This window comes from Actinacidiphila glaucinigra, assembly GCF_900188405.1.
Lineage (GTDB): Bacteria > Actinomycetota > Actinomycetes > Streptomycetales > Streptomycetaceae > Actinacidiphila > Actinacidiphila glaucinigra.
In genome coordinates this window covers 202,395-218,100 of record NZ_FZOF01000011.1, presented here as the reverse complement: position 1 = coordinate 218,100, position 15,706 = coordinate 202,395, and the positions used below count along the sequence as shown (strand labels likewise).

The window sequence follows — 15,706 nt, the reverse complement described above, 5'->3', positions numbered from 1 at the left end:
GTGGTCGGTGGTGGCGATGCGATCTCGCCGTTCCCGCAGGGTCGTGGGTGGGATCTGGACGCGCTGTTCGATCCGGACCCGGACGGCCGGGGCACCAGCTACACGCAATCGGGTGGCTTCCTCCACGACGCTGGTCGGTTCGACCCCGCGTTCTTCGGGATCTCGCCGCGTGAAGCCGTTGCGATGGACCCGCAGCAGCGTCTGTTGCTGGAGACGTCGTGGGAGGCGTTCGAGCGGGCGGGCATCGACCCGGCCGCGATGCGCGGCAGCCACACCGGCGTCTTCGCCGGTGTGATGTACCACGACTACTCAAGTCGTCTGACGGTTGTTCCCGAAGGCGTCGAGGGGTATCTCGGCACGGGTAACTCGGGGAGTATCGCGTCGGGTCGTGTGTCGTACGCGTTCGGGCTCGAGGGTCCGGCGGTCACGGTCGACACCGCGTGCTCGTCGTCGCTGGTGGCGCTGCACTGGGCGATCCAGGCGCTGCGCAACGGCGAGTGCACGATGGCACTGGCCGGTGGTGTGACGGTCATGGCGTCGCCCGGCACCTTCACCGAGTTCAGCCGCCAGCGTGGCCTGGCCCCCGACGGCCGGATCAAGTCCTTCGCGGCCGCTGCCGACGGAACCAGTTGGGCCGAGGGCGCGGGCATGCTGCTCGTGGAGCGGCTGTCCGACGCCCGGCGCAACGGCCACCCGGTGCTGGCCATCGTGCGGGGTTCGGCGATCAACCAGGACGGCGCCAGCAACGGCCTCACCGCCCCCAACGGCCCGTCCCAGCAGCGAGTGATCCGGCAGGCCCTGGCCAATGCCCGGCTCACCGCGGCCGAGATCGACGCCGTCGAGGCCCACGGCACGGGCACGACGCTGGGCGACCCGATCGAGGCGCAGGCGCTCCTCGCTACCTACGGCCAGGAGCACGGCGACGAGCAGCCGCTGTGGCTGGGCTCGATCAAGTCCAATATCGGTCACACGCAGGCCGCGGCAGGTGTCGCGGCCATCATCAAGATGATCATGGCGATCCGTCACGGGGTCCTGCCCAGGACGCTGCACGTGGACGAGCCGACCCCGCACGTCGACTGGTCCGAGGGCGCGGTCTCCCTGCTGACCGAGCAGATGGACTGGCCGGAGACCGGCCGCCCGCGCCGCGCCGGCGTCTCGTCGTTCGGCATCAGCGGCACCAACGCCCACACGATCATCGAGCAGGCCCCCGACGACCTCGCCCCGAGCAACAGCGTCGCCCAGGCTCCCGCCGAGGACGACGGTTCCGTACTTGCGTACGTGCTGTCGGCGAAGGCGCCGGACGGCCTTCGCGACCAGGCGGCACGCCTCCGGGCACACCTCGAAGCGGCGCCCGGCCTCGCCGCCGCCGACGTCGCCTACACGCTCGCCACCAAGCGTGCTGCCTTCGAGCACCGTGCGGCGGTCGTCGGCTCCGACCGCGACGAGCTGCTTCGCGGCCTGGCCGCGCTGGAGGCCGCTGGCCCGGCGGCGTCGGTGACACGGGGCACCGTGAGCACCGGGAGGCTCGCCTTCCTCTTCACCGGCCAGGGCAGCCAGCGGCTCGGTATGGGCCGGGAGTTGTACGACGCCTACCCCGTCTTCGCCGATGCGCTGGACGCGGTCTGCGCGCACCTCGACGTGCCGCTGAAGGACGTCATGTTCGGTGACGACGGCGATCTGCTGCACGAGACCGCGTACACACAGCCCGCTCTGTTCGCGGTGGAGGTGGCGCTGTTCCGGCTGCTGGAGAGTTGGGGTGTGAAGCCGGACTTCCTGGCCGGTCACTCCATCGGCGAGATCGTCGCGGCGCACGTCGCCGGGGTGCTGTCCCTGGAGGACGCGTGCACCCTGGTCGCCGCCCGTGGCAGGCTCATGCAGGCGCTGCCGGCCGGTGGCGTGATGATCGCGCTGCAGGCGGCCGAGGACGAGGTTCTGCCGCTCCTCACCGACCGGGTGAGCATCGCCGCCGTCAACGGCCCCCAGTCGGTCGTCATCGCCGGCGACGAGGACGCGGCGACGGCGATCGTGGCCGAGTTCAAGGACCGCAAGACCAAGCGTCTGACGGTCAGCCACGCGTTCCACTCCCCGCACATGGACGCCATGCTCGCGGACTTCCGGAAGGTCGCCGAGGGCCTGTCCTACGCCGCGCCCCGCATCCCCCTCGTTTCCAACCTCACTGGCGCTCTGGTCACCGACGAGGTGACGTCGCCCGACTTCTGGGTCCGCCACGTCCGTGAGGCCGTCCGCTTCCTCGACGGCGTCCGCGCCCTGGAGGCCGCGGGTGTCACCACGTACCTGGAGCTCGGCCCCGACGGAGTCCTCTCCGCCATGGCCCAGGAGTGCCTGACCGGCGACGGAGCCACCTTCGCCCCCGTCCTGCGCTCCACCCGCCCCGAGGCCGAGACCGTCACCACCGCCCTCGCCCAGGCCCACGCCACCGGTGTCACCGTCGACTGGGAGGCGTACTTCACGCCGACCGGCGGCCGCCAGGTCGAGCTGCCCACCTACGCCTTCCAGCGCGACTGGTACTGGCTGGAGTCGGGCGGCCACTTCATCGGGGACGTCACCTCGGCCGGGCTCGGCGCGGCGGACCACCCGCTGCTCGGAGCGGCGGTCGAGCTGCCGGACTCGGACGGGGTCGTCTTCACCGGGCGCCTTTCACTGACCACGCACCCGTGGCTCGCGGACCACGCGGTCATGGGCTCGGTCCTCCTGCCGGGCACCGCCTTCGTCGAGCTGGCGATGCGCGCCGGCGAGCAGGTCGGCTGCGAGGTCCTGGACGACCTGACGCTGCAGGCGCCGCTGGTGCTGCCGGAGACGGGCGGCGTGCAACTGCGGCTTGCCGTCGCCGGCGCGGACGACGACGGCCGCAGGGCCGTGGTGCTGCACTCCCGCGGCGAGAACGCATCTGCCGACGAGCCGTGGACGCGGCACGCGGCCGGTCTGCTCACCGCCGCGGCCACGGCCCCCGCCCCCGCCTTCGACCTGGCGGCCTGGCCGCCGCCCGGCGCGGAGCCGATCGACATCGACGGGCTCTACGATGGGCTCGCGGCCGCCGGATTCGACTACGGCCCCGTCTTCCAGGGCCTGCGCTCGGCCTGGCGGGAGGGCGACGAGATCTACGCCGAGGTGAGCCTCGACGAGGAATCCGCGGCGACCGCCGAGTGGTTCGGTCTGCACCCGGCCCTTCTGGACGCCACCCTGCACGCCGCCGGTCTCGGCGGACTCGTGGAGGACACCGGGCAGGGACGTCTGCCGTTCGCCTGGGGCGGAGTGCGCCTGCACGCCGCCGGCGCGGCGGCGGTACGGGTCCGTCTGGCACCGGCCGGCCGCGACACGGTGTCCCTGCACCTGGCGGATGCGGCCGGGTCGCCGGTCGCCTCGGTGGAGTCTCTGGTGCTGCGGGCCGTCTCGCCCGAGCAGATCGGCGCGGCAGCGCGCACCGGACGTATGGAATCGCTCTTCGAGGTCGACTGGACGGCGACGCCCCTCGACGCGCTGCCGGTCACCGAGCAGCGGCCCATGGCCCTGCTCACCGGTGACGGTTCCGGCCACCCGGGTCTCGACGCCGCGGGCCTCCGCTACGAGGCCTGCGCGGGCCTCGCTGCACTCACCGCCCCCGGCGACGAGGGCCAGGCTGTGCCGGCGGCCGTGGTGGTGCCCCTGGCCGCTGTCGCGGCCGAGGGCCTGCCCGAGGCGGCGCATGCGGAGACCGGGCGCGTGCTCGGTCTGGTGCAGGAGTGGCTGGCCGACGAGCGGTTCGCCGAGTCGCGTCTGGTGTTCCTGACTCGGGGTGCGGTCGCCGTCGTGCCGGGTGAGGAGGTGACCGATCTGGCCCATGCGCCGGTGTGGGGCCTGATCCGGTCCGCGCAGTCGGAGAACCCGGGCCGCTTCGGCCTGATCGACGCCGATGACACCGACGCCTTCTACCGCGCGCTGCCCGCCGTGCTCGCCATGGGCGAGCCGGAGGCCGCGGTGCGGGACGGCGCGGTTCGGGTGCCGCGTCTGGTGCGGGCGGTGGTGGAGCCGGACACCGCGACGCTCGCCCTCAACGGCACGGTGCTGGTGACCGGTGCCAGTGGTGCGCTGGGCGGCCTGTTCGCCCGCCATCTGGTGACCGAATACGGCGTACGGGATCTGCTGCTCGTGAGCCGGCGCGGCCTGGACGCGCCCGGTGCTGCGGATCTGACCGCTGAGCTGTCCGATCTGGGCGCCTCGGTCTCCTGGGCGGCGTGTGATGTCGCCGACCGTGAGGCACTGGCCGCGGTGCTGGACGCGATACCCGGCGAGCGTCCGCTGACGGCGGTCGTGCACACCGCGGGTGTGCTGGACGACGGCGTCATCGCGTCCCTGGACGAGGAGCGCCTGTCCGCGGTCCTGCGTCCGAAGGTGGACGCGGCGTGGAACCTCCACCAGCTCACCCAGGGCATGGATCTGTCGGCGTTCGTGCTGTTCTCCTCCGCCGCCGGAGTCTTCGGCGGCGCGGGTCAGGCGAACTACGCGGCGGCGAATGTCTTCCTGGACGCCCTCGCCGCTCACCGCAGGTCGCAGGGCCTGGCGGGCACGTCGCTCGCGTGGGGCCTGTGGGACGGCGGCATGGCAGGCGAGCTGGACGCCGGTGAGGTGTCCCGCCTCGGACGCGGCGGCGTCAACGCCCTGTCCGAGCAGGAGGGCCTGGCCCTCTTCGACACCGCCGCCGCCTCGCCGACCGCGGCCTTCGTACCCGTCAAGCTCGACCTGGCCGCCCTGCGCGCCCAGGTCGCCGGCGGGGGGATGCTGCCGCCGCTGCTGAGCGGCCTCGTACGCGTCCCGACGAGGCGCGCCGCCGGCGCCGCCGGTTCGGGTGCGGAAGGAGGCGCGGCCCTCCGGGAGCGCCTTGCCGGCCTGTCGCCGGAGGCACGGGGAGAGGCACTGCTGGAGCTGGTGCGGGGTCAAGTCGCCGGGGTCCTCGGCTTCGCGGGTCCCGAAGCGGTCGATGCGGCACGGTCGTTCAGCGACGTCGGCTTCGACTCGCTGACCGCCGTCGAGCTCCGCAACCGCCTGGGTGCGGCCACGGGCGTGCGGCTGCCCGCGACGCTCGTCTTCGACTACCCGACCCCGAACGCCATCGTGGAATTCCTGACGGACGAGCTCTGGCAGGGCGGCGCCGCGGCGGTTCCCCCGCTCCTCGCGGAACTGGACCGCCTCGAGCGGACGCTCGTCGAGGCCGTACCGGACGACGACGGCCGGAACCGGATCACCGAGCGGCTGCAGGCCCTGCTGGCGGCCTGGAGCGCGGCCGGGGAGCCGGCGGGTCCCGCGGGTGCCGACGTGGCCGAAGCGCTGGAGACCGCCACCGATGACGACCTCTTCGACTTCATCGGCAAGGAGTTCGGGATCTCCTGACGCGACGGTCCGGTCCGCCCATCCGACGACTCCGCCTTTCTGACTTCCGTACGAGGGATGCAAGCATGAACGAGGAAAAGCTTCGGTACTTCCTGAAGCGCGTGACGGCCGATCTCCACGAGACCCGCCGCCGCCTTCAAGAGGTCGAGTCGGCGGAGCCGGAACCGATCGCCATCGTCGGCATGAGCTGCCGCTACCCGGGCGGCGTCGAGTCGCCCGAGGACCTGTGGCGGCTGGTGTCGGAGGGCACCGACGCCATCTCCCCGTTCCCCACCGACCGCGGCTGGGACATGGAGCGGCTGTTCGATGCCGACCCCGACGGGCAGGGCACGAGCTACGTCCAGCAGGGCGGTTTCCTGCACGACGCCAACTGGTTCGACCCCGCGTTCTTCGGTATCTCGCCGCGTGAGGCCGCGGCCATGGACCCGCAGCAGCGGCTCCTGCTGGAGACCTCGTGGGAGGCGTTCGAGCGGGCGGGCATCGACCCGGCGACGCTGCGCGGCAGCCGGACCGGTGTCTTCGCGGGCGTCATGTACCACGACTACGCGGCACGGCTCCGGGCCATCCCCGAGGAGGCCGAGGGGTACCTCGTCACGGGCGCCTCCAGCAGCGTCGCCTCGGGCCGCGTGTCGTACACCTTCGGCCTGGAGGGACCCGCCCTCACCGTCGACACGGCCTGCTCGTCCTCTCTCGTCACGCTGCACCTCGCGATGCAGTCGCTCCGCAAGGGCGAGTGCTCGCTCGCCCTCGCCGGCGGCGCCACCGTCATGGCCACGCCGGGCACCTTCACCGAATTCAGCCGGCAGCGCGGCCTGTCCTTCGACGGCCGCTGCAAGTCCTTCGCCGACGCGGCCGACGGCACGGGCTGGGCCGAGGGCGCGGGCATGCTGCTGGTCGAGCGCCTCTCGGACGCCCGCGCCAACGGCCACCCCGTGCTCGCCGTGATCCGCGGCTCCGCCGTCAACCAGGACGGCGCGAGCAACGGCCTCACCGCCCCCAACGGACCGTCCCAGCAGCGGGTGATCCGCGCGGCACTCGCCGACGCGCGCCTCACGCCCTCCGACGTCGACGCCGTCGAGGCGCACGGCACGGGCACGACGCTGGGCGACCCCATCGAGGCGCAGGCGCTGCTGGCCACCTACGGCAAGGAGCACAGCGACGAGCAGCCGCTCTGGCTGGGGTCCATCAAGTCCAACATCGGCCACACGCAGGCCGCCGCGGGCGTCGCGGGCATCATCAAGATGGTCATGGCGATCCGCAACGGCAGACTCCCCAGGACCCTTCACGTCGACCAGCCCTCGACGAACGTCGACTGGTCGGCGGGTGCGGTCTCCCTGCTGACGGAGGGCCGGGAGTGGCCGGCGACCGGTCGCGCGCGCCGGGCCGCCGTGTCGTCGTTCGGCGTCAGCGGGACGAACGCGCACATCATCATCGAGGAGGCGACTGCCCCCGCTCCTGCGGAGGCGGAGACCGACACCGAGGTCGAGGAGACCGCCGGCGAAGCGGCTACCGCGGAGCCGGAGCAGCCTCCCGTCCTGGTCGCGTCGAGCCTTTCGGACGCTTTGCCCTGGACCCTGACCGCCAAGAGCGAGAACGCGCTGCGCGGCCAGGCCGAACGCCTCCTCGCGCACCTGGACGCCCACCCCGACCTGCGATCTGCCGACGTGGGCCACTCCCTGGCCACCACCCGTGCCGCACATGCGCGGCGCGCGGTCGTCGTCGGCCGCGAGCGTGCGGACTACGTGCGGGCCCTCACCGCTCTCGCCGCGGGCGAGGCGTCGTCCCATGTCGTCCAGGGATCAGCCGTCGGCGGGAAGACGGTGTTCGTGTTCCCGGGGCAGGGCTCGCAATGGGTCGGCATGGCGGCGGAGCTGTACGACTCGTCGCCGGTGTTCGCGGCTCGGGTGGAGGAGTGTGCGCGGGCGCTGGAGCCGTTGACAGGCTGGTCGTTGGTGGATGTGCTGCGTGGTGTGGAGGGTGCTCCGTCGTTGGAGCGCGTTGACGTTGTGCAGCCTGCGTTGTTCGCGGTGATGGTGTCGCTGGCGGAGGTGTGGAAGGCGGCCGGGGTGCGTCCGGCGGCGGTGATCGGTCATTCGCAGGGTGAGATCGCTGCGGCCTGTGTGGCGGGGATTCTGTCGCTGGAGGACGCCGCCCGCGTGGTTGCGTTGCGCAGTCAGGCGATCGGCCGGGTGCTGGCGGGTCTGGGCGGGATGGTGTCGGTGGCGCTTCCTGCGGGGCAGGTGCGGGAGCGGATCGCTGCCTGGGGCGATGAGCGGATCTCCGTCGCCGCGGTGAACGGCCCCTCTTCGGTTGTGGTGTCCGGTGATGTGCAGGCCCTGGAGGAGCTCCTCGCCGCGTGCGAGGCGGATGGGGTGCGGGCGCGGCGGATCGCGGTGGACTACGCCTCGCACTCCGCGCAAGTGGATCTGCTTGAGGAGGAGCTCGGGAAGCTGCTGGCGCCGATCGCCCCTGGCGACGCTGAGGTGCCGTTCCTGTCGACGGTGACCGGCGAATGGGTGTCCGGGCCTGAGCTGGACGGCGGCTACTGGTTCAACAACCTGCGCCAGACCGTGGAGTTGGAGCAGGCGGTCCGGACCCTGTTGGAGCAGGGCTTCGGGGTGTTCGTCGAGTCCAGCCCGCACCCCGTGCTGACGGTCGGGCTGCAGGAGACGGTCGAGGACGCAGGCCGTGAGGCGGCCGTCATCGGGTCGCTGCGCCGCAACGAAGGCGGTCTGGAGCGGTTCTGGCTGTCGCTGGGCGAGGCCTACGTCCACGGCGTCACCGTCGACTGGGAGGCCGTGTTCGCCGGGACGGGTGCGCAGCGCGTGGACCTGCCCACGTACGCCTTCGAGCGCGAGCACTACTGGCTCGACGCCGGAACCATCGGCTGGGACCTGACCTCGGCGGGCCTGCGCTCCGCCGAGCACCCGCTCCTCGCGACGTCCGTCGCTCTCGCGGACGCAGACGGCCTGCTGCTCACGGGCCGGCTGTCGCTCGACACTCACCCGTGGCTGGCCGACCACGCCGTCTCGGGTACGGTCCTGCTCCCCGGCACGGCCTTCGTCGAACTGGCCGTCCGCGCCGGTGACCAGGTCGGTTGCGGCCTGCTCGAGGACCTCACCCTGGAAGCCCCGCTCGTGCTGCCCGAGGACGGCGGAGCGGAACTGCAGATCAGCGTCGGGGCCCCCGACGAGTCGGGCCGGCGGCCCGTGGCCTTCCACTCCCGCGCCGACCGGGCCGACGACGACGAGCCCTGGGTGCGGCACGCGACCGCGGTCCTGGGGGAGAGGGCGGAGGAACCGGCGTTCGAGTGGGCCGCCTGGCCCCCGGCCGGGGCGGAACCGGTCGCCATCGACGGGCTGTACGAGGCCCTGGCCGGGGCCGGCTTCGAATACGGTCCGCTCTTCCAGGGACTGCGGGGGGTCTGGCGCCGGGGCGAGGACGTCTTTGCCGAGGTGACCCTCGGGGAGGAGGCCGAGCCGGGCGCCGAGCACTTCGGCCTCCACCCGGCACTCCTGGACGGCGCGTTGCACGCCATCGGTGTCGGCGGGCTCGTCGACGACACCGGGCAGGGGCGTCTGCCGTTCGCGTGGTCGGGTGTCGCCGTGCACGCCGTGGGCGCTTCCGAGCTGAGGGTGCGGCTCTCGCGGGCGGGCCGTGACGCGGTGGCGCTGGAGGTCGCGGACGCCGAGGGCGCGCCGGTGGCCTCCGTGCGGAGTCTCGCGCTGCGGACGTTCTCGCCGGAGCAGTTCGCCGGGCCGGGCAGCGGGCAGGGTGACGCCCTCTTCCAGGTCCAGTGGACGACCGTCCCGTCGGGCGGTTCGAGGGTCTCGGCCGAGGAGTGGACGACCCTCGGCCCGGGTGCGGCGTACGCCGATCTCGCGGAGCTGGGCGCGGCTGTCGCTGAAGGAGCCACCGTCCCCGCGGTGGTGGTCGTGCCGTGCTTGTCGGACGAGGCGGCCGGGGAACTGGCCGACGCGGTCCACGCGGAGACCGGGCGGGCGCTGGGCCTCGTGCAGGAGTGGCTGGCCGACGAGCGCTTCGCCGGCTCACGCCTGGTCTTCCGGACCCGGGGCGCGGTGGACGCGCTTCCGGGCGAGGACGTGACGGATCTCGTCCACGCCCCGGTGTGGGGCCTGGTGCGGTCGGCGCAGTCGGAGAACCCGGGGCGCTTCGGCCTGGTCGACCTCGACCGTGCAGGCGACGACGAAGCCGACGCGCAGGCGCTGTCGTCGGCGCTTGCCTCCGGTGAGCCGGAAGCCGCGGTGCGCGACGGTGTCGTCCGGGTGCCGAGACTGGTCCGGGCCGTGGCCGACACGAACGCGGCTACGGCGGAGCGCGAGCTGGACGCCGACGGCACGGTGCTGGTGACGGGCGCGAGCGGCCTGCTGGGCGGGCTCTTCGCGCGTCATCTGGTGACCGAGTACGGCGTGCGGAACCTGCTGCTGGTGAGCAGGCGCGGTGAGGACGCCCCCGGAGCCTCGCAGCTGACGGCCGAGCTCGCGGATCTGGGTGCTTCGGTGGCGTGGGCGGCGTGTGATGTGGCCGATCGTGAGGCGCTGGCCGCGGTGCTGGACGCGATTCCTGCGGAGCGTCCGTTGTCGGCGGTCGTGCACACCGCGGGCGTCCTGGACGACGGCGTGGTCGGTTCGCTGACCTCGGAGCGCCTGTCCATGGTGCTGCGTCCGAAGGTGGACGCGGTGTGGAACCTCCACGAGCTGACCCAGGGCATGGATCTGTCGGCGTTCGTGCTGTTCTCCTCCGCCGCCGGAGTCTTCGGCGGCGCGGGTCAGGCGAACTACGCCGCGGCGAATGTCTTCCTGGACGCCCTCGCCGCTCACCGCAGGTCGCAGGGGCGCGCGGCGACGTCGCTTGCCTGGGGTCTGTGGGCCGGCGGCCTGGCGAGCGAGCTCGGCGATGATGACGTGTCGCGCCTGGGACGCGGCGGTGTGAACGCGCTGTCCGAGCAGGAGGGCCTGGCCCTCTTCGACACGGCGTGCGCCTCCGGCACCGCGCTGTTCGTGCCGGTGAAGCTGGACCTCGCGATGCTGCGTGCCCAGGTCGCCGCCGGGGGGATGCTGCCGCCGCTGCTGAGCGGCCTGGTCCGGGTCCCCACCCGGCGTGCCGCGCGGGCGGGTTCGGCCTCGGCGGGCAAGCTCGCCCGGCAGTTGGCCGCGCTGCCCGTGGCGGAGCGGGCCGGGTCCGTTCTCGAGCTTGTCCGTGCCCAGGTCGCGGCGGTGCTCGGCTTCGCCGGTCCGGAGGCGGTCGAGCCGGGGCGTGCCTTCAGCGAGGTCGGCTTCGACTCGCTGACCGCCGTCGAGCTGCGCAACCGGCTCGGCACGGCGACCGGTGTGCGGCTCCCCGCGACCCTCGTCTTCGACTACCCGACGCCCACCGCTCTGGCCCGCTATCTGTGTGCCGAACTGCTCGGCCGGCAGGATGCGGCGGCCCCGACCGCGATCACCGTGCGCGACGACGAGCCGATCGCGATCGTGGCGATGGCCTGCCGCTTCCCCGGTGGTGTGCGGACCCCCGAGGATCTGTGGGACCTGGTCTCGGAGGGCAGGGACGCCATCTCCGCGATGCCCGAGGACCGCGGCTGGAACATGGCGGAGCTTTTCGACCCCGACTCCGACCGCCCGGGCACCAGCTACAGCATGAACGGCGGGTTCCTTTACGACGCGCACCACTTCGATCCGACGTTCTTCGGCATCTCGCCGCGTGAGGCACTGGCCACCGACCCGCAGCAGCGTCTGCTGCTGGAGACGTCGTGGGAGGCGTTCGAGCGCGCCGGGATCGACCCGGCCACGGTGCGCGGCAGCCGCACCGGCGTCTTCGCGGGCGTGATGTACAACGACTACGGAACGCTGCTGCACCGCGCGCCGGAAGGGCTCGAGGGCTACATCGGCACGTCGAGTTCGGGCAGCGTCGCCTCGGGTCGTGTGTCCTACACCTTCGGCCTGGAGGGGCCTGCCGTCACGGTGGACACGGCCTGCTCGTCCTCGCTGGTGTCCCTGCATCTGGCCGCCCAGGCGCTGCGCAACGGCGAGTGCGATCTGGCGCTGGCCGGCGGTGTGACGGTGATGGCGACGCCCGGCACTTTCGTCGCGTTCAGCATTCAGCGCGGCCTGTCCGCCGACGGCCGCTGCAAGCCGTTCGCGGCCGCGGCCGACGGTACGGGCTGGGGCGAGGGCGTCGGCATGCTGCTGGTCGAGCGGCTTTCCGACGCCCGCCGCAAGGGCCACCCGGTGCTGGCGGTGCTGCGGGGTTCGGCGGTGAACCAGGACGGTGCGAGCAACGGGCTCACGGCGCCGAACGGACCGTCCCAGCAGCGGGTGATCCGTGCCGCGCTCGCGAGCGCGCGCCTGTCGGCCGCCGAGATCGACGCGGTCGAGGCGCACGGCACTGGCACGACGCTGGGCGACCCGATCGAGGCGCAGGCCCTGCTGGCCACCTACGGTCAGGAGCACACCGACGAGCAGCCGCTCTGGCTGGGGTCGGTGAAGTCCAACTTCGGCCACACGCAGGCCGCGGCAGGCGTCGCGGGTGTGATCAAGATGGTGATGGCGATGCGGCACGGAGTGCTCCCGCAGACCCTGCACGTGGACGAGCCGAGTCCGCACGTCGACTGGTCCGAGGGCGCCGTCTCGCTGCTGACCGAGCAGACGGCCTGGCCGGAGACCGGCCGCCCGCGCCGCGCCGCCATCTCGTCGTTCGGCATCAGCGGCACCAACGCGCACACGATCATCGAGCAGGCCCCCGACGACCTCGCCTCGGCCGGCGGAGCCGAACCGGCCCCGACCGAGCAGGCCGGTTCCGTCCTGCCGTACGTGCTCTCCGCGAAGTCCGGAGAGGCGCTGCGCGATCAGGCGGCCCGCCTGCGGTCCCACCTCGAAGGGGCGCCCGGCCTCGCCACCGCCGATGTGGCGTACACGCTCGCCGCCAAGCGGGCGGCCTTCGACCACCGTGCGGCGGTCGTGGCTGCCGACCGGGACGAGCTGCTGCGCGGCCTGGCCGCCGTGGAGGCGGACGACGTCGCGGCATCGGTGACACAGGGCACCGTGAGCACCGGGAAGCTCGCCTTCCTCTTCACCGGGCAGGGCAGCCAGCGGCTCGGCACGGGCCGCGAGCTCTACGCGAGCTTCCCGGTGTTCGCGCAGGCGCTGGACGCGGTCTGCGAGCGGCTCGAGCTGGAAGTGCCGCTGAAGGACGTGCTGTTCGGAGAGGACGCGGAGCTTCTCGATCAGACCGGGTACACGCAGCCGGCGTTGTTCGCGGTGGAGGTGGCGCTCTTCCGGCTCCTGGAGTCGTGGGGTGTGAGACCGGACTTCGTGTCCGGTCACTCCATCGGTGAGATCGCGGCGGCGCACGTGGCCGGGGTGCTGTCGCTGGAGGATGCCTGCACGCTGGTCGCGGCCCGTGGCCGGTTGATGCAGGCGCTGCCGGGCGGTGGCGTGATGATCGCGCTGCAGGCCACTGAGGACGAGGTCCTGCCGCTGCTCACCGAGCGCGTGAGCATCGCGGCGGTGAACGGTCCCGAGTCGTTGGTCATCGCGGGCGACGAGGACGCGGCGCTCGCGATCGCGCAGTCCTTCGCCGACCGGAAGTCGAAGCGCCTGGCGGTCAGCCACGCCTTCCACTCGCCGCACATGGACGGGATGCTCGACGCGTTCCGTGAGGTCGTTGCCGGGCTGTCGTTCGAGGCCCCGCGTATTGCGGTCGTCTCCAACCTCACCGGCGCCGTGGTCACCGATGAGATGGCCGACCCTGACTTCTGGGTCCGGCACGTGCGTGAGGCCGTGCGATTCCTCGACGGCGTCAGGGCGTTGGAGGCCGCCGGCGTCACCACGTTCGTGGAGCTCGGCCCGGACGGTGTGCTGTCGGCGATGGCGCAGGAGTGCGTGACCGCTGACACCGCGGCCTTCGTCCCTGCTCTGCGTGGCGGCCGTCCCGAGGCGGAGACGGTGATCGGGGCCCTCGGCTTCGTGCATGTGCGGCGTGGCACGGTGGACTGGGAGGTGTACTTCGCGGGGACCGGCGCTCGTCGCGTGGACCTGCCGACGTACGCGTTCCAGCAGGAGCGGTACTGGATCGACGTGCCGGTATCGCCGGTGGGTGATGTGGCGTCGGCCGGTCTCGGACGGGCCGAGCATCCGCTGCTCGGCGCGGCGGTGGAACTGCCCGACTCCGATGGGCTGCTGTTCACGGGCCGCCTTTCGCTCGACACCCACCCATGGCTCGCCGACCACGCCGTTTCCGGTGCGGTCCTGCTGCCCGGGACGGCGTTCGTGGAACTGGCGCTGCACGCCGGCCAGCGGGCCGGCACGGCGCTGCTGGAGGAACTGACCCTGGAGGCACCGCTCGTCCTGCCCGAACGCGGAGCGCTCCAACTGCAGATCAGCGTCGGGGCCGCTGACGAGACGGGCCGCCGGCCGATCGCCTTCCACTCCCGCGCCGATCGTGCGGTCGACGAGGTGCCGTGGGCGCGGCACGCCGCCGGTGTGCTGGCCGTCAGTGCCGCGGAGCCGGTGTTCGACCTTGCGGTGTGGCCGCCGACCGGGGCGGAGCCCGTCGCCGTCGACGGACTGTACGAGACCCTGGCGGCGGCCGGCTTCGAGTACGGCTCGGTCTTCCAGGGGCTGCGGTCGGTGTGGCGTCGCGGTGAGGACGTGTTCGCCGAGGTCGGGCTCCGTGACGAGACCGCGCCCGGGGCGGAGCGGTTCGGCCTCCATCCCGCGCTGCTCGATGCGGCCTTGCACGCCATCACCGTCGGCGGACTCGTCGAAGACGACGCGCAGGGACGTCTGCCGTTCTCCTGGTCGGGTGTGGCGGTGCATGCGGTGGGCGCGTCCGAGGTGCGGGTGCGGCTGTCGCGTGCCGGCCGTGACGTGGTGGCGCTGGAACTGGCGGATGCCGAGGGTGCGCCGGTGGCGTCCGTGCGGGGTCTGGCGTTGCGTGCGTTCTCGCCGGAGCAGTTCGCCGGGCCGGGCGCCGGTCGCGGTGATGCCCTCTTCCAGGTGCAGTGGTCGCCGGTGCCGGTCGGCGGTGCGGTCGAGGACTGGATGCTGCTGGATGCGGTCGCCGAGGATGGCGCGGCTCCGGCGGTGCTGGTCGTGCCGTGCGTGTCGGACGAGCCGGCGCCGGACCTGGCAGGTGCCGTGCGTGCGGAGACCGGTCGGGTACTGGGTCTGGTGCAGGAGTGGCTGGCCGACGAGCGCTTTGCCGAGTCGCGTCTGGTGTTCGTGACGCGGGGTGCGGTGGCTGCTGTGCCGGGCGAGGAGGTCGTGGATCTGGTGCATGCCCCGGTGTGGGGTCTGGTGCGGTCGGCGCAGTCGGAGAATCCGGGCCGGTTCGGTTTGATCGACCTTGAGGGTGAGGTCGACCGGGACGTCGTCGCGTCGGCGTTGGCGTCGGGTGAGCCTGAGGTGGCTGTCCGGGCGGGGGCGTTCCTGGCGCCGCGTCTGGTGCGGGCAGTTACGGAGCCGGAGGCCGAGCCGCTGGCCCTGGGTGGCACGGTGTTGGTGACGGGTGCCAGTGGTGCGCTGGGTGGGTTGTTCGCGCGTCATCTGGTGTCCGAGTACGGGGTGCGGGATCTGCTGCTGGTGAGCCGGCGCGGTGAGGACGCCCCGGGAGCCTCGCAGCTGACGGCCGAGCTCGCGGATCTGGGCGCCTCGGTTTCCTGGGCGGCGTGTGATGTCGCTGACCGTGAGGCGCTGGCCGCGGTGCTGGAGGCGATTCCTGCGGAGCGTCCGTTGACGGCGGTCGTTCACACTGCTGGCGTGCTGGACGACGGAACGATCGCATCCCTTACCGCCGAGCGGATGTCGGCGGTGCTGCGTCCGAAGGTGGACGCGGCGTGGAACCTGCATGAGCTGACCCAGCACTTGGATCTGTCGGCGTTCGTGCTGTTCTCCTCCGCTGCTGGTGTCTTCGGCGGCGCGGGGCAGGCGAACTATGCCGCCGCCAATGTCTTCCTGGACGCGCTGGCGGCGCACCGCAGGTCGCAGGGCCTGGCCGCGACGTCGCTGGCCTGGGGTCTGTGGGACGGCGGCATGGCCGGCGAGCTGGACGCCGGCGAGGTGTCGCGCCTCGGACGCGGCGGAGTGAACGCCCTCTCCGACGACGAGGGCCTGGCCCTCTTCGATGCCGCCTGCGCTTCCGGGACCGCGCTGTTCGTGCCCATGAAGCTCGATGTGGGCGCCCTGCGCGCCCAGGTCGCCGGCGGAGGGATGCTGCCGCCGCTGCTGAGCGGCCTGGTCCGGGTCCCCACCCGGCGTGCCGCGCGGGCGGGTTCGGCCTCGGCGGGCAAGCTCGCCCGGCA

General features: G+C 72.8%; 2 protein-coding genes. Both read left to right on the top strand.

The genetic code is table 11. The features are described 5' to 3' along the window. A partial coding sequence (locus CHF15_RS23140) for a type I polyketide synthase (protein WP_143681620.1) occupies window positions 1–5,385 on the top strand: 5,385 nt, incomplete at its 5' end. A 65-nt stretch (window positions 5,386–5,450) separates the two neighbouring features. Beyond that, window positions 5,451–15,706, top strand: a 10,256-nt coding sequence (locus tag CHF15_RS23135; RefSeq protein WP_089225772.1) for a type I polyketide synthase, incomplete at its 3' end; no start/stop codon positions are given.